The organism is Haloleucobacter ellipsoideus (assembly GCF_052491725.1).
On sequence record NZ_JBQWAR010000019.1, the window covers coordinates 352,396 to 367,042 of the forward strand.

The 14,647-nt window shown below is 63.5% G+C and carries 15 protein-coding genes; 9 read left to right on the forward strand and 6 right to left on the reverse strand.

What is annotated here, in order from left to right; translation table 11 throughout:
• Positions 1-70: 70 nt before the first annotated feature.
• The gene (aspS, locus tag ACT6QG_RS11735; protein WP_444977745.1) at positions 71-1,846 is read right to left on the reverse strand and encodes an aspartate--tRNA ligase; all 1,776 of its coding nucleotides are present in this window, start codon (positions 1,844-1,846) and stop codon (positions 71-73) included.
• Positions 1,847-2,323: 477 nt separating this feature from the next.
• Here aspS and rnd point away from each other — a divergent pair, with 477 nt between their 5' ends.
• Entirely contained in the window at positions 2,324-3,472 is a 1,149-nt protein-coding gene (gene rnd / locus ACT6QG_RS11740; protein ID WP_444977746.1) for a ribonuclease D, read from the forward strand.
• Positions 3,473-3,544: 72 nt separating this feature from the next.
• On the opposite strand, the gene ACT6QG_RS11745 is transcribed toward rnd, so the two are convergent.
• Complete coding sequence (locus ACT6QG_RS11745; protein WP_444977747.1) at positions 3,545-3,958, reverse strand: metallopeptidase family protein; 414 nt, start codon at positions 3,956-3,958, stop codon at positions 3,545-3,547.
• Positions 3,959-4,089: 131 nt separating this feature from the next.
• On the opposite strand from ACT6QG_RS11745, the gene ACT6QG_RS11750 reads away from it, so the two are divergent.
• Positions 4,090-4,212: a hypothetical protein gene (locus tag ACT6QG_RS11750; RefSeq protein ID WP_444977748.1), complete on the forward strand. Its 123-nt coding sequence runs from the start codon at positions 4,090-4,092 to the stop codon at positions 4,210-4,212.
• 168 nt (positions 4,213-4,380) lie between these two features.
• Here ACT6QG_RS11750 and leuC read toward each other — a convergent pair whose 3' ends face one another.
• Together leuC and ACT6QG_RS11760 are read right to left on the reverse strand one after the other, a co-directional pair.
• Positions 4,381-5,805, reverse strand: coding sequence for a 3-isopropylmalate dehydratase large subunit (gene leuC / locus ACT6QG_RS11755; RefSeq protein WP_444977749.1), 1,425 nt, complete (start codon positions 5,803-5,805; stop codon positions 4,381-4,383).
• An 89-nt stretch (positions 5,806-5,894) separates the two neighbouring features.
• Positions 5,895-6,029, reverse strand: a complete 135-nt coding sequence (locus ACT6QG_RS11760) for a hypothetical protein (protein WP_444977750.1) — start codon at positions 6,027-6,029, stop codon at positions 5,895-5,897.
• 194 nt (positions 6,030-6,223) lie between these two features.
• Between ACT6QG_RS11760 and ACT6QG_RS11765 the strand changes: the two genes are divergently transcribed.
• A complete protein-coding gene (locus ACT6QG_RS11765) occupies positions 6,224-6,940 on the forward strand; it encodes an MgtC/SapB family protein (RefSeq protein WP_444977751.1) in 717 nt (238 codons plus the stop codon).
• Between the two features lie 8 nt (positions 6,941-6,948).
• Here the strand turns inward: ACT6QG_RS11765 and ACT6QG_RS11770 are convergent, their stop codons facing one another.
• Positions 6,949-7,776, reverse strand: a complete 828-nt coding sequence (locus ACT6QG_RS11770; protein WP_444977752.1) for a TrmH family RNA methyltransferase — start codon at positions 7,774-7,776, stop codon at positions 6,949-6,951.
• Between the two features lie 376 nt (positions 7,777-8,152).
• Here ACT6QG_RS11770 and ACT6QG_RS11775 point away from each other — a divergent pair, with 376 nt between their 5' ends.
• The 5 genes from ACT6QG_RS11775 (at position 8,153) to ACT6QG_RS11795 (ending at position 13,290) form a co-directional block, all read left to right on the forward strand.
• The gene (locus ACT6QG_RS11775; protein ID WP_444977753.1) at positions 8,153-9,316 is read left to right on the forward strand and encodes an OpgC family protein; all 1,164 of its coding nucleotides are present in this window, start codon (positions 8,153-8,155) and stop codon (positions 9,314-9,316) included.
• Positions 9,313-10,041 carry an SGNH/GDSL hydrolase family protein gene (locus tag ACT6QG_RS11780; protein WP_444977754.1) on the forward strand — a complete coding sequence of 243 codons (729 nt, stop codon included), beginning with the start codon at positions 9,313-9,315 and terminating at the stop codon, positions 10,039-10,041. Before ACT6QG_RS11775 ends, ACT6QG_RS11780 begins: the two co-directional genes overlap by 4 nt.
• A gap of 174 nt (positions 10,042-10,215) precedes the next feature.
• Positions 10,216-11,400, forward strand: a complete 1,185-nt coding sequence (locus ACT6QG_RS11785; RefSeq protein ID WP_444977755.1) for a site-specific DNA-methyltransferase — start codon at positions 10,216-10,218, stop codon at positions 11,398-11,400.
• 372 nt (positions 11,401-11,772) lie between these two features.
• The gene (locus tag ACT6QG_RS11790) at positions 11,773-12,285 is read left to right on the forward strand and encodes a MarR family winged helix-turn-helix transcriptional regulator (RefSeq protein WP_444977803.1); all 513 of its coding nucleotides are present in this window, start codon (positions 11,773-11,775) and stop codon (positions 12,283-12,285) included.
• Positions 12,286-12,423: 138 nt separating this feature from the next.
• Positions 12,424-13,290 (forward strand): type 1 glutamine amidotransferase, encoded by an 867-nt coding sequence (locus ACT6QG_RS11795; protein WP_444977756.1) that lies wholly within the window; start codon positions 12,424-12,426, stop codon positions 13,288-13,290.
• A 45-nt stretch (positions 13,291-13,335) separates the two neighbouring features.
• On the opposite strand, the gene ACT6QG_RS11800 is transcribed toward ACT6QG_RS11795, so the two are convergent.
• Positions 13,336-13,818 carry a phage holin family protein gene (locus ACT6QG_RS11800; protein ID WP_444977757.1) on the reverse strand — a complete coding sequence of 161 codons (483 nt, stop codon included), beginning with the start codon at positions 13,816-13,818 and terminating at the stop codon, positions 13,336-13,338.
• A 261-nt stretch (positions 13,819-14,079) separates the two neighbouring features.
• Between ACT6QG_RS11800 and ACT6QG_RS11805 the strand changes: the two genes are divergently transcribed.
• A complete protein-coding gene (locus ACT6QG_RS11805) occupies positions 14,080-14,643 on the forward strand; it encodes a hypothetical protein (RefSeq protein ID WP_444977758.1) in 564 nt (187 codons plus the stop codon).
• Positions 14,644-14,647: the final 4 nt, after the last annotated feature.

The window sequence follows — 14,647 nt, forward strand, 5'->3', positions numbered from 1 at the left end:
CTTTTTGATGGCTTCATGCCGCTCTCCCACCCAAAGGCTTCACCTGAAAGGCGGGAGAGGGGAGCGGGCCTTACGCCTTCTGCTGGGGCGCAAGACGCAGATTGAGTTCACGCAGCTGCTTGGGGGTTGCCGGGGCCGGCGCACCCATCAGCAGATCCTGCGCCTGCTGGTTCATGGGGAAGAGCGAGATTTCACGCAGGTTGGTCACGCCACACAGCAGCATCACGATGCGGTCCACACCGGCCGCCATGCCGCCATGGGGCGGCGCGCCATACTGGAAGGCGCGATACATGCCACCGAAGCGCTCAATCACGGTCTGCTCGTCATAGCCCGCCAGCTCGAACGCCTTCACCATGGCTTCCGGCTTGTGGTTGCGGATACCGCCCGAGGCGATCTCATAACCATTGCAGGCGATGTCATACTGGAAGGCATTGATGGTGAGCGGATCCTGCGTGTTCAGGGCCTCCAGCCCGCCCTGCGGCATGGAGAAGGGGTTGTGGGAGAAATCCACCTTCTTCTCGTCTTCCGACCATTCATAGAAGGGGAAGTCGACGATCCACGCCAGCTCGAAGCGCTCGGTATCGACAAGGTTGAGATCCTCGCCCACCTTGGTGCGCGCCGCACCGGCAAATTTCACGAACTTGGACGGGTCGCCCGCCACGAAGAAGGCCGCATCATCCGGGCCCAGGCCCAGCTGCTGGCGAATGGCCTCGGTGCGCTCGGGGCCGATATTCTTGGCCAGCGGGCCGGCGCCCTCATTACCCTCTCGCCACATGATATAGCCAAGGCCGGGCTGCCCTTCGCCCTGTGCCCAGCTGTTCATCCGGTCACAGAAGGCACGCGAGCCGCCCTTGGGCGCGGGAATGGCCCACACCTCGTTCTTATCCACTTCCAGCAGGCGCGCGAACACCTTGAAGCCGGAATCGCGGAAATGCCCGGAAACCTCCTGCATCACCAGCGGGTTGCGCAGGTCCGGCTTGTCGGTGCCATATTTGCGCAGGGACTCGGCATAGGGAATACGCGGCCATTTCTGCGTCACCGGCTTGCCATTGGCGAATTCCTCGAAGATGCCGGTGATGACCGGCTCCATCGCGGCGAAGATGTCTTCCTGCTCGACAAAGCTCATTTCGAGATCAAGCTGGTAGAATTCGCCCGGCAGGCGATCGGCGCGCGGGTCTTCATCGCGGAAGCAGGGCGCAATCTGGAAATAGCGGTCGAAGCCGCTCATCATCAAAAGCTGCTTGTACTGCTGTGGGGCCTGCGGCAGCGCATAGAAGGTGCCGGGGTGAATGCGGCTTGGCACCAGAAAGTCCCGCGCGCCTTCCGGCGAGGAGGCTGTGAGGATCGGGGTCTGGAACTCGAAGAAGCCCTGATCCTTCATGCGGCGGCGCATGGAATCGATGATGGCGCCGCGGGTCATGATGTTCTTGTGCAGCTTCTCGCGGCGCAGGTCGAGGAAGCGGTACTTCAGGCGGGTCTCTTCCGGATACTCCACATCGCCGAACACCGGCAGCGGCAGCTCGGCGGAAGCGCCCAGCACTTCCAGATCCCGCGCATAGACTTCCACCGCACCGGTGGGCAGGTCTGCATTCTCGGTGCCATCGGGGCGCTTGCGCACCTTGCCGTCAATGCGGATGACCCATTCCGAGCGCACCTTCTCGGCGGCGCTGAAGGCCGGGCTGTCCGGATCCACCACCACCTGTGTCAGGCCATAATGGTCGCGCAGATCGATGAACAGCACGCCACCATGGTCGCGGATGCGGTGGCACCAGCCGGAGAGCCGCACCTCCTGGCCAATGTCACTGGAGGTGAGCGCGCCGCAGGTATGGGAGCGATAGCGGTGCATCAGGCTTGCCCTTTCGAGGCTGAATGAGATGGGGCATGAACACTTCACGCATGGCCCGCGCCAGTGCTGCACCCGCGCAGCGCAAGGGCGCGCAACGGGTGGTTGCATGACGGTTCGGGCCGGCTCACCCCCCGGTGCACACCAATGCGCCCCGGAATGAGCCTCATGCCAGACGGGCGGAAGGTGCATGCTCCCCGCCCCTTGTCAAGCATCGGAAAGGCTGCGCACCCTCTTGTCCCTGATTCCGCAACAGTTCACCGCGCCTTTTGGCGCTTCCGCCTGAATCCCAAACTGGTAAAGTGGCGCATATGCGCAGCCCTCATCCGGTGAAACGTTGAAACCAGTGGCACAGGACGAGGTTACAAGGGCCTGATACCATCCCTGGTTTCGAATCATGATGTTGCAGGTTGCGCACATTCAGGCTGTCGCGCCTGATATCCGCTTTCGCTGGCAGCCCGGCACGAATATGGTCTTTGCATGGATCCGATCACCACGACAGAAGCCCTCACCACGGCCTGCGAGCGCCTCGCCCGCCACCCCTTCATCACCGTCGATACGGAATTCCTCCGGGAGACCACCTTCTGGCCGAAGCTCTGCCTCGTGCAGCTTGCCTCACCGGAAGATGCATTTCTGGTGGATGCGCTGGCTGAAGGGCTGGACCTTTCACCCCTCCACCGGCTGATGGGCGATGAGCGGGTGATGAAGGTGTTCCATGCCGGGCGGCAGGATATCGAGATCATCTGGCATCTCGCCCGCCTCATCCCCCATCCGGTGTTCGACACGCAGGTGGCGGCCATGGTGCTGGGCTATGGGGAAAGCATCTCCTATGATCAGCTCGTGCAGCGCGTCTGCGGTGTGAGCATCGACAAGTCCTCCCGCTTTACCGACTGGTCCCGCCGGCCGCTGTCCTCCGCCCAGCTTGATTATGCGCTCGCCGATGTCACCTATCTGCGCGACATCTACATCAAGCTGACCGCCGATCTTGAAGCGCGCGGGCGTGGCGAATGGGTGGGTGAGGAAATGCACATTCTCACCTCCCCCGCCACCTATGAGCAAAATCCCGAAAATGCCTGGGAGCGGCTCAAGTCACGGGCGCGCAAGCCGCGTGAGCTTGCGGTTCTCATGGAGGTTGCGGCATGGCGCGAGCGTGAGGCGCAGAGCCGTGACCAGCCGCGCGGGCGCATCATCAAGGATGATGTGGTCGGCGAAATCGCCACCCAGCAGCCGCAGACGCCGGAAAAGCTGGCTGAACTGCGTTCCCTGCCCAAGGGGTTCGAGCGCTCGCGTTATGGAGAGGCGGTATTGGAAGCCGTGAAGCGCGGCATTGCGCGTGACCCCAAGACCCTGCCCCGTATTGTCCGCGGCAAGCCCTTGCCCAATGGCGCAAGCGCAACCGTGGAGCTGCTCAAGGTTCTGCTGCGCATGACGGCCGAGCAGGATGATGTGGCCGCGAAGGTCATCGCCACCACGGAGGATCTGGAACGCATCGCGGTGGATGATGAGGCGGATGTACCGGCCCTGAAGGGCTGGCGGCGGGAGCTATTCGGCGAACGGGCTCTCGCCCTGAAGGCCGGGCGGCTGGCGCTGGCTATGGAGAACAACCGCGTGGTGATGGTGGAGCGCTGATCCCCGCTCTCCGGTTCTGTCCGCATTCACACAGCCCGCCAGCCATGGCGGGCTGTTTCTGTTTGCGGCGGCTTAATCCGCCTCGCGCTCCAGCGCTTCCATATCATCATCCGAAAGGCCGAAATGGTGGCCGATCTCGTGGATCAGCACATGGCTCACCACCGCGCCAAGGGTTTCCTCATGCTCGGCCCAATAATCGAGAATGGGCCGGCGATAGATGAAAACCATGTTGGGCATCTGCCCGGTCTGCGTCAGGGCCCCACCCTGAGCCAGACCGATTCCCTGAAACAGCCCCAGAAGCTCGAACGGGCTCTCCAGCTCCATGCTGTCCAGCACCTCTTCACTGGGGAAATCCTCGACCTGAATCAGCACCTCTCCGCACAGTGCGCGGAAGTCTGCGGGCAGTTCGTCATAGGCCTCCTGCGCCATCATCTCGAAATCGCGGATGGAAGGCGCCGCGCGCGCACCCCAGGGCGTTGCTGACATTATCCCCCTCCTCCAGCGCCGGACCATCGCCTGCGCTTCATGCGACTTTTGTTGGAGTCCACCGACAAAGTTAAGGAACCATTAACGCTGTTGCGCGTTGTCCCCTCATATAACCAGAAAGGAAAGTGACCATGACGCGCAAGCTTTGGGTCACCGGTGCGCTGGTGGCAATTATGGGGGTGGCCGTGTTTTTCGCGCCGCAGGAAGCGGAAGCGACAGATAACGCGCCTGTCATTTTCAGCTCTATCTTCTGAATGAGAGCATGATTACAGGACTTTTGCACGCTGTCTCATCACGCGAATGTGACTTCCCTGCGGAACAGGAGATATTGCCTGTCCCCCTGATGCAACAAGGCCCGGGGCTTGCGCCACCGGGCCTTGTCATTTCAGAGTCATTTTAGCCCCGCCTCAGCGGGCAGAAGCTCAGCCCCGGCGCGGGAAGGAGCGCACATCCACAAAGCGGCCGGCAATGGCGGCAGCGGCAGCCATGCTGGGCGAAACCAGATGGGTGCGGCCCTTGAAGCCCTGACGACCCTCGAAATTGCGGTTCGAGGTGGAAGCGCAGCGCTCTTCGGGAGCAAGGCGGTCCGCATTCATGGCCAGACACATGGAGCATCCCGGCTCACGCCATTCAAAGCCGGCCTCGATAAAGATCTTGTCCAGACCCTCGGCCTCGGCCTGCTCCTTCACCAGACCGGAGCCCGGCACCACCATGGCGGAAACATTGGGGCTGACCTTATGGCCGGCGGCAATGGCCGCGGCGGCGCGCAGATCCTCGATCCGGCCATTGGTGCAGGAGCCGATGAACACGCGGTCGATGCCGATATCGGTGATCTTGGTGCCGGCGGTCAGGCCCATATAGGCCAGCGCGCGCTTCTTGGCGGCCCGTTTCACGTCATCAACAATCTGGTCCGGGTCCGGCACGATGCCTTCCACCGAGATCACATCTTCCGGGCTGGTGCCCCAGGAAACGATGGGCGGCAGGGAAGCGCCATCCAGCACGACCTCGGCATCGAAATGCGCGCCCTCATCGGTGCGCAGCGTATCCCAGTAGCGCAGCGCGGCTTCCCATGCCTCACCCTTGGGCGCCTTGGGGCGGCCCTTGAAATAGTCATAGGTCTTCTGGTCCGGCGCAACCAGACCGGCACGCGCACCACCCTCGATCGACATGTTGCAGACGGTCATGCGGCCCTCGATGGAGAGGTCGCGGATCACGTCACCGGCATATTCCATCACATAGCCGGTGCCACCCGCGGTGCCGATGGTGCCGATGATGGCCAGCGCAACGTCCTTCGCGCCCACGCCCTCGGGCAGCTTGCCATCCACGCGGACAAGCATGTTCTTGCCCTTCTTCTGGATCAGCGTCTGGGTGGCGAGCACATGCTCCACCTCGGATGTGCCGATGCCGTGGGCCAGCGCGCCGAATGCGCCATGGGTGGAGGTGTGGCTGTCGCCGCACACAATGGTGGTGCCGGGCAGCGTGAAGCCCTGCTCGGGGCCCACCACATGCACCACGCCCTGGCGCTTGTCGAAGCCGTCATAATATTCGATGCCGAATTCCTTGGTGTTCTCGGCCAGCGCGGCAATCTGCGCGACGCTTTCCGGGTCCGGGTTCGGCAGGGTGCGGTCAGTGGTGGGCACGTTATGGTCCACCACGGCCAGGGTCTTTTCCGGCGCGCGCACCTTGCGGCCGGCCATGCGCAGCCCCTCGAACGCCTGCGGGCTGGTGACTTCATGCACCAGATGGCGATCGATATAGAGCAGGCAGGTGCCATCCTCCTGCCGGGCGACGATATGCTCGTCGAAGATCTTGTCATACAGGGTGCGGGGGCCGGCGGTTTCAGTCATGGGTCATTCCTGGAGCTTGTTCGGGGGCTGGGCCGGCGCCAGATGCACCGCCCGCCATGTCATTCGGGAAAGCTGGAAAAGAATGTGGGTCAGCCGCCCGCCACGGCTGAAGCCGTGGTGGTGAAGCGACCAAAGAACCGGCCCGGCAGGCGCACATGGTCCGGCACCGCGGCAAATTCCATGGTCGTGCGCGCAAAGAAGGGCCCGACGGCACGATGAGCCATCACCCCGAGGCGCGGAAAAGGCGAGCACGAACGAAACATTCCGTTTTTTACCAGTTATAAGCTCCGGCGGCAATCAGCTTGACAGATTGTGCGCCGACTTCATGAAAGCGTCACCTATGCCCGATATGGCGCTTGCTTCTCCAGACGCAAGACGGCACGAGCCCCCCTCCCCCCGCCAGAGAGGAAAATGCGCCATGCAGTTCCTGAACACGTTCGATCCGGTGCATTTTCTGGACACGGTGATGAGTCTGGCCACGGCCTTCGTGCTGGGCACGCTGATCGGCGCGGAAAGACAGTATCGCCAGCGCACCGCGGGCCTGCGCACCAATGTGCTGGTGGCCGTGGGCTCCGCCGCCTTCGCCGACCTGGCCTCGCGCCTGGGCTTTCCCAGCGATGCGATGCGTGTTGTGGCCAACATCATCACCGGTGTCGGCTTTATCGGCGCGGGCGTCATCATGAAGGAGGGCATGAATGTGCGCGGCCTGAACACGGCCGCCACCCTGTGGTGCTCGGCCGCTGTCGGCTCCTGCGCGGGCACGGACATGATCGCCGAGGCCGCGCTGCTCACCTTCATCATCATTGCCGGCAACACGCTGCTGCGCCCCATCGCGGCTGCCATTGACCGTATTCCGCTCAATGAGATGGCCTCGGAAATGAGCTATGAGGTCCGTCTCTCCTGCAATTCGGACGTCGCCGCCCAGATGCGCGACACGCTGATTGCCGAGCTGGAGGCCGCCAGCTATCCGGTGAGCGATGTCATCATCGACCATACGCACAATGACATGGCCGAACTGGTCGCCAAGCTGGTGAGCACATCGGTGGACCCGAAGGAGCTGGATGCCGTCACCACCCGTCTGGCGCGGGCGGCGGGCGTGACCCATGTGACATGGGAAAGCTCGACTCAGGACTGATCCCGCCCTCACCCGGCCAGATGGTGCAGAACGATGCCGCTGGTCGTCGCCACATTCAGGCTGTCGAACCCTGCCGCCATGGGAATGGCCACCGTGCGCGTGCGCGCCATGACATGGGCCGGCAGCCCCGGCCCTTCCGTGCCGAACAGCGCCCCGGCCCGCGCCGGGCGCGCCAGCGCGGACAACCGCTCCGAGCCGGAGGGCGAGAGGGAGATGACCTCCAGCCCGGCCTGTTCCATGCAGGCGATCATCTCTCCGCCGCTGTCCACACGGGCGAACGGCACAACAAGGCTGGCACCCACCGAAACGCGGATGGCCTTGCGATAGAGCGGGTCGCAGCATGTGGTGTCCAGCAGCACCGCATCTGCGCCAAAGGCCGCCGCATTACGGAAGATGCCGCCCATATTGTCATGATTGGTGAGGCCGACCACGCCCACCACCAGCGCCCTTTCACCAAGGCCTGCCAGCAGATCGTCCGCCGCAACCGGCGCTGCCGCCTCCCCTATGCCCAGAATGCCGCGGTGAATATGGAAGCCGACCAGCGCATCCATCACCATTTGCGGGGCGACATAAACCGGGAAGTCCGCCCCGAATGCCTCCACGACATCGGCGAGCCGGGCGGCCTGCGCCTCGGAAAGCAGCAATGAGCACAGACGATGCCCCGCTCTGCTGCCTCCGCCCTGCTCCATGTTCAGGCAGCCGGCCAGAAGGCGCAGCACCACCTCACCCTCGGCCATGAAGCGCCCCTGCCGCCCCACCAGATCGCGCTCCCGCACATCACGATAGTCCGCGATCCGCGGATCATGTGCATCGGTGACAGGAATGATCTGGGGCATGGAATCTTCGCAAGTCTGAGACACAGGGGGCGGCGGGTCGGAAGCCCCCGCCAGAGCCTTTGCGTTCCAGACCATGCCCGGGCGGCGGAGTCAAAACTGTCGCGCATGGTTTCACAACAGGGTTAACGCTGGCCCGCCCTTCAGGCATGATCGAAAAGCGGATTGTCGCGCAATCCCTTGTCTGCGATTGACCGGAAGAGCGCGGATGGATTAAGGCCACGCACGGATGTGGAAACCGGGATAATCCGCCTCGGCTTTTGCGAGGCGGACTCATTTGCGCCGGATTCAACTTCAAAAGTCTGTGCGTCCTGGCCCCTGCTCCCGCCTGAGACAGCAAGGGCATGGCGCCATCTGAGCGTCGCAGAATGGAGTTCGGATGGTGGCGATGAATCCGGGGCGACTGGTCAGCATTGATTTCTGGCGCGGCTTTGCCCTTCTCACCATTTTCATCAACCATGTGCCGGGCCTGTTTCTGGAAGGCTGGACCTTTCGCAATTTCGGCGTCTCGGATGCAGCGGAGCTGTTCGTTCTGCTGGCCGGTGTTTCCGCCGCCTTTGCCTATCTGCGCAATTTCGAGCCCGGCAACCGGCTGATGATCACCGGGCGGGTGTGGCTGCGGGCCTTCAGCCTGTATGCTGCCCATCTGGCTCTGGTTCTGGTCGCCATCGCCACCATTGGCGGTTTCGCCGTGATGACCGGGGACACCCGCATACTGGGCCAGTACCACATGGACCTGCTGCTTCAGGTGCCGCTTGAGGCGCTGGTGGGCATTGTCATGCTCACTTTCCAGCCGGCCTATCTGAATATCCTGCCGCTTTACATCGCCATTCTGCTCATGGCGCCGGTCCTCATCCTGCTGATGCGGCGCAGCGCCGTGCTCGGGCTTGGCGTTTCGGCGGCACTGTATGTGGTCGCCCATGTCTGGTCTTTCGCCCTGCCGGTGTGGCCGAACAGCGGGAACTGGTTCTTCAACCCGTTTACATGGCAGCTTCTGTTCGCCTGCGGCCTGGTCATCGGCAAGGCCATCGATTCCGGCCGCCCGCCCGTGCGCAGCCGCATTCTGGATATTCTGGCCCCGCTCTATCTTGTTCTGGCCTGTGCCTGGGTTTTCGCCGGCTTTCCCTTCTCGCTGGAAGTGTGGCCGCTGCCGGCCTTTGTCTGGTCGTTTGACAAGACAAACCTTGCCCTGCCGCGCCTGCTGCATGTGCTGGCCCTTGTCTATTGTGTCTCCCGTCTGCCGCTGGAAAACTGGCTGAGACAGGCCGCTGCCGCCAGACCGCTGATCCTGATGGGCCGCCACTCCCTGCCGGTGTTCTGCGTGGGCACGGTTCTCAGCCTCGGGGCGCAGGTTGTACGACCCGGTTTTGATGGCGCTCTGTCTTTTGATCTGGTAATCTTGGGTGTCGGTTTCTCCATCCAATGGTTGGTCGCATGGACGCTGGAGTGGCAGCGGAGCGGTCGCAAACACAAGAGCCAGTCCGGAACGCGCACGGCGCATACGCCTCCCGTGGAGGGAGCTGGCGCAACTGCCCGGCCATGATCGGGCGCGCCTGCCTGGCGACAGCCTTTTTCATGCTGGCGGCACTGGCCACCCCGGCGCAGGCGGACATGTCCATTGCCTGTCGGGTTCCTGAAGCCCTTCTGGCCTTCGATGCGGAACTCAAGCGCGTTGAGGATCTGGTGGACCGCTCCCAGCCCGTACGCATCCTGCGCTTTCGCCCCTCGCAGGAACAGGGGCCCCGGCGCAGCATCGATACGCCAACCCTTGAGCGTGAGCTGGCCCGCCGTTTGCCGGATGTGATCTTCACCATCATCGAGGCACGCCCCCAGCCCGGCGGTGCGGAGAGTGATTTTGCGCAGATCCGCTCCCTGCTCGATATTGTCGATCCGGATCTGGTGATCTGGCAGGTTGGCACGGGTGATGCCCTCGCCGCGACCAATCCGGCGGACTTCGCCGACACACTGGAAGAAGCGGCGGACTGGATCGAGGGACGGGACGTGGATCTCGTGCTGGTAGACCCGCCCTTCGTGCCGGATGTGCCCTATGAAATGCGCTACCACCAGATTGTGCAGCAGATTGACGCCATTTCCCTGCGCGACAAGATGAATGTCGTGAACCAGTATGATGTCACGCGCTATCTTCTGAACCGCGCCGCGCGCACGCCCGGCACCACGCTCCAGAGCCTGAGCACGCAGCTTGCCACCAGCACCACCTGCATGCCTGAACTCATGGCCGAGGCGATCGTCCGCGCCGCCACGCGCTGAGGCCGCCGGCATGGCCCTCACCCCCGCACGGGGGCGGCGCGGGCACGGACAACTTAACCCAACCTTACCGGAAACCCCTGTTTTCACTGGTTCTTCCGCGTTTACCTTCACCCGCCCTTAACCGACTTTCCCTCAAACTCACACTCAATCTCAGAGTGATGGGCAGGGTTCGGCATGCGTGGCATGGTCAAGAGTTCGGCGGTTCGTGCGCCCCGCCGTTATGGCAAACAGACGCAAACCTCATCGGTCGCCCCCCTGCCGGTGAACCAGATTTATGTCGGCGACAATATCGAGCATCTCTCCTCCCTTCCGGCGGAGAGCATTGATCTGGTGTTTGCTGATCCGCCCTACAATCTCCAGCTCGGGGGAGACCTGAAGCGCCCGGACGAAAGCCGCGTGGATGCGGTGGATGATGCCTGGGACCAGTTCGAGAGCTTTCAGGCCTATGATGCCTTCACCCGCGCCTGGCTTCTGGCCGTGCGGCGGGTGATGAAGCCGACGGCGACCATCTTCGTCATCGGCTCCTATCACAATATTTTCCGCGTTGGTGCGCTGATGCAGGATCTGGGCTTCTGGATTCTCAACGACATCATCTGGCGCAAGTCCAACCCCATGCCCAATTTCCGTGGCCGGCGCTTCACCAATGCGCATGAGACCATGATCTGGGCGGCACGTGATGCGAATGCGAAGGGCTACACCTTCAATTATGAGGCCCTGAAAGCCGGCAATGAGGATGTGCAGGTCCGCTCGGACTGGCTCATTCCCCTGTGCACCGGCCATGAGCGGCTGAAGGACGAGAAGGGGCGCAAGGTGCACCCCACCCAGAAGCCCGAGGCGCTGCTGGCGCGCATCCTGCTTTCCACATCCAAGCCCGGTGATGTGGTGCTCGACCCCTTCTTCGGCTCCGGCACCACAGGGGCTGTCGCCAAGCGTCTGCGCCGCGCCTTTATCGGCATCGAGCGGGATGAAACCTATGCGGCGGCCGCCCGCGAGCGGATTGAAGCGGTGGAGCCCCTGCCGGAGGCGGCCCTTGTCGCCCCCCCCAGTGCACGGGAGGCTCCCCGCGTGGCATTCTCCGCCCTTGTGGAGCGGGGCCTGGTCTCGCCCGGCGCGGAACTCACCGATGCCAAGGGGCGCTATCGCGCTGTTGTGCGGGCCGATGGCACCATCGCCCTCACTCATGATGAAGCCCCGGCGGTGCCGAAGGTGGGCTCCATCCATCGTGTCGGCGCCATGGCGCAAGGGGCGCAGGCCTGCAATGGCTGGACCTTCTGGCATGTGGAACAGGAAGGCCGCCGTCACCCGATTGACGAGCTGCGGGCACGTCTGCGGGCCGAACTGGGGCTGGGTGGCGAATGAAAGGCGCGTGTGGCCAGCCCGGGCGCACCACACCCTTGCACCTCCCCAAAGGACTCACAAAGAATAGCCGGCTTCACGAACAGTCCTGAGTCGGAAAAAGGGGAAAACCGCAGAGAAAATCTGCGGCTCACCCCGCCCCGGACCGCTGCAATCGCGCCCGAATGCACCGTTTTTGTGCTCTGCACCCGGAAAATGCGACAGTATCCGTATTCTCGCTGGTAAAATGTCCCTGACCTTCGCAAAAATGTAAGCCGGCGTGTGGATACTCCACGCGGCAATGGATAGTGCGCAATGCGCTGTTCGTTCTGCCTGAGACCTGTGCGGCCGGAGCCCGGCCGATCCATCGGGGATCATCGGGCTGTGAGGGACATGATGAAAGACCCGTTTGCGAAAACCATCAGCTACCGGCTCAACCATACAGCCCGCCTCCAGCGCGCCCTTTCCGCGCGGCTGCTGTCGGACCTTGGGCTTTTTCCGGGGCAGGAGACGGTTCTCAAGCTGCTTTCCGAGGAAGATGGCAGGACCATGGGAGACCTTGCCAATGCCTTGCGCGTGCGTCCACCCACCGCCTCCAAGACCGTGGCCCGCCTCACCGCCCAGGGACTGGTTGAACGGCGCACCAGCGATGGTGACGGGCGCATCGTCCGCGTCTTCCTCACCGAAGCGGGGGCAGAGCGCGCCAGTTCAATCGACGGCATCTGGGAGCTCATGGAAACAGAAATCGCCGCCGGACTCGACAACAAGGAGCGCAAGCGTCTGCGCAAGCTGCTGCGCAAGGTGGAGAAGAATCTCGCCTTGCGCCTTGGCACCCACGATGGCTCGCAGGACAATGCGGAAGATGGCGCGGATGACGACATGGACGGCCCGGATGATGACGACATCTGAAGCCGGCCCGGCAATGGCGCGCTGAAACACCGGCTTTCCCGTTTCCCCCCGCTGGCGGCGGATGGAGCGGGAAAGCATCTCGCTTTTGTCAAAATCCTTTTTATGCTGCGCGGTTTCCCCCTTATCGGACCGCATCACATGTCCGCTCCCCGTTTTCTCGTTGTCGAAGGTAATGTCGCCAAGGATCGTGCGGCACAGGTGCGCTCCGGCGGCCAGGCGGCCGGCGAGGGCTATGCCCAGCTGCTGCGGGAACTGTGCCCGCAGGCCACGGCCGAGATCTGCTATCCGGCCGATCCGGGCGCGCATCTGCCCGACAGTGCCGGCCTTTCCGGTTATGACGGCATCGCCATCACCGGCTCCTCGCTCAATATCTATGCCCGCAGCCCCGAGGTGGAGAGCCAGATCGCCCTGATCCGCACCGCCTTTGAGACCGGCGTGCCGATTTTTGGCAGTTGCTGGGGCCTGCAACTGCTCACAGTCGCGGCAGGTGGCGCGGTGCGGCTGAATCCGCGTGGGCGCGAGGTCGGCTTTGGCCGTCGCATCCGGCAGACCGGAGAGGGGCTGGGGCACCCACTTTATGCCGGCAAGCCAACAGTGTTCGAGGCCATGACCGTGCATCAGGATGAGGTGGAAACCCTGCCTGCCGGCGCGCGCCTGCTGGCCACGAACGATCACTCGCAGGTGCAGGCCGCCGAATTCCAGGCCGGGCGCAGCACCTGCTGGGCGGTGCAGTATCACCCAGAATATCCCTTCCGCGAAATGGCCGCCATATTCCGTCGCTATTGCCCGATGCTGATCGCCGAGGGGTTCTTTCTGGATGATGACGAGGCCGGCCTGTTCATTGCCGATCTGGAGCATCTGGAGCGCGAGCCGGGCAACAAGTCCCTCTCCTGGCGCTTCGGCATAGATGGTGCCGTCACGGACAGGACCATGCGCACGCTGGAGCTGAAGAACTGGATCGCGCGACAGGTGGTGCCTGTCCGCGCAGAGCGTGGACGCGGCTGAGGGCCACCATGAAAAAAGCCCCGCATCACTGCGGGGCCATGATTTTCAGCTCTTGTCGCGATCGGACCAGCGCCGGCGCAGGCGGCGCATGACAATGCCGAAAAGCTGCATGAGCAGGCCCGGCAGAATCGACTCGAGCGGATTGTTGGCGAGGGAGGCGAACTGCGTCACGTTCGCTCCCGTATCCTTCAGGTTCTGGCTCACAGCCGAGAGCGCCGCGCCATGCACTTCCTGCGCCAGGCGCATGTCATCCCCGCTGCGGACCCGGCCGGCAACGATCAGGCAGATCAGCGCCAGCACCACGCCCACTCCGCCCATGATGAGAGCCGCCACCACGCGCCCGTACAGTTCCTCCAGCGCCAGGAAGCCGGCAACGCCGAGCATGACAATACCGAAACCGCCAATGACAAAAGCCACGGCGTATAGAATGGACTTCTTCAGCATGCGCTGAAGATGAAGCTGCGCAATGATGATATCCGCGCGCAGAAGAATGCGCAGATTGCGCGCCAATGTGTCCAGATCGTTCATCCGCGTCTCCCAAGCTCACCTTACCCGCGCAGCATGTGCCCGGATCGCAGTCGCATGCAGCATGGAGCGCGCCTCATCCCCAGAGTCAAGAACGCGGACCACACCGTTTTCCAACCCGCGCACCGCAGGCGGGTTCCCGCAATCTCACCCCCGCCCCGCTGCTGCCCTGATGTCGGGCAAGAATGGGGCATCATCCCTCACCCGGCATTATGGTGCCGGGTGGCCGGGCCGGAAAGTGGACCTGTAGGAAAGAGGTCGATCATGCTTCCTGTGAACATACGCCCCCTCATGGCCAGTCGCCATTCCCGGAAGGTGGCGCTTCCGCTTTTCGCGCTGGCGCTGGCATGTCCGGCCCTGCCGGCCCTCGCGCAGGAGGCCGGGAAGCCCGTCGCGCCCGAAAATGCCTGCGCCAGCCCGCCGGTTCAGGCGCCACGCTACAGCTTCGCCCCGGTTGATGGCGGCGTGTTGCGGCTGGATACCGAGAATGGCACCGTCACCCTGTGTGCGCAGGATGGCGATGCCTATGCCTGCAAGCTGGTGCCGGACAGCCGCACCGCCTATGAGGCGCAGATCGCCCGGCTGAAGCACGATCTGGCCGCCGCACAGGCCCAGCTCGATGCCGCCGCGCAGGACCTTCTTCCGCAGGGGGAAAGCGCGCCGCGCGCCGCGCCTGTTCCCCCATCCGCCCAGCCCCCTTCAGCAGAGCCGCCGGCCAACCGGCAGGAGATGGATGCGGCCTTCGATTATGCCGACAAGGTTCTGCGCTGGCTGCGCAATGCCCTGAAGGATGCCCCGCCCCCGCCTTCGGGTGAGGAAAGCCTCTAGGGGC

Coding starts and splice junctions, on each gene's coding strand:
- ACT6QG_RS11765 (WP_444977751.1), top strand. CDS start 6,224: ATGCAGTTCCTGAACACGTTCGATCCGGTGCATTTTCTGGACACGGTG.
- aspS (WP_444977745.1), bottom strand. CDS start 1,846: ATGCACCGCTATCGCTCCCATACCTGCGGCGCGCTCACCTCCAGTGAC.
- ACT6QG_RS11785 (WP_444977755.1), top strand. CDS start 10,216: ATGCGTGGCATGGTCAAGAGTTCGGCGGTTCGTGCGCCCCGCCGTTAT.
- ACT6QG_RS11790 (WP_444977803.1), top strand. CDS start 11,773: ATGAAAGACCCGTTTGCGAAAACCATCAGCTACCGGCTCAACCATACA.
- ACT6QG_RS11760 (WP_444977750.1), bottom strand. CDS start 6,029: ATGGCTCATCGTGCCGTCGGGCCCTTCTTTGCGCGCACGACCATGGAA.
- ACT6QG_RS11775 (WP_444977753.1), top strand. CDS start 8,153: ATGGTGGCGATGAATCCGGGGCGACTGGTCAGCATTGATTTCTGGCGC.
- ACT6QG_RS11770 (WP_444977752.1), bottom strand. CDS start 7,776: ATGCCCCAGATCATTCCTGTCACCGATGCACATGATCCGCGGATCGCG.
- ACT6QG_RS11805 (WP_444977758.1), top strand. CDS start 14,080: ATGCTTCCTGTGAACATACGCCCCCTCATGGCCAGTCGCCATTCCCGG.
- leuC (WP_444977749.1), bottom strand. CDS start 5,805: ATGACTGAAACCGCCGGCCCCCGCACCCTGTATGACAAGATCTTCGAC.
- ACT6QG_RS11780 (WP_444977754.1), top strand. CDS start 9,313: ATGATCGGGCGCGCCTGCCTGGCGACAGCCTTTTTCATGCTGGCGGCA.
- ACT6QG_RS11750 (WP_444977748.1), top strand. CDS start 4,090: ATGACGCGCAAGCTTTGGGTCACCGGTGCGCTGGTGGCAATTATGGGG.
- ACT6QG_RS11800 (WP_444977757.1), bottom strand. CDS start 13,818: ATGAACGATCTGGACACATTGGCGCGCAATCTGCGCATTCTTCTGCGC.
- ACT6QG_RS11745 (WP_444977747.1), bottom strand. CDS start 3,958: ATGTCAGCAACGCCCTGGGGTGCGCGCGCGGCGCCTTCCATCCGCGAT.
- rnd (WP_444977746.1), top strand. CDS start 2,324: ATGGATCCGATCACCACGACAGAAGCCCTCACCACGGCCTGCGAGCGC.
- ACT6QG_RS11795 (WP_444977756.1), top strand. CDS start 12,424: ATGTCCGCTCCCCGTTTTCTCGTTGTCGAAGGTAATGTCGCCAAGGAT.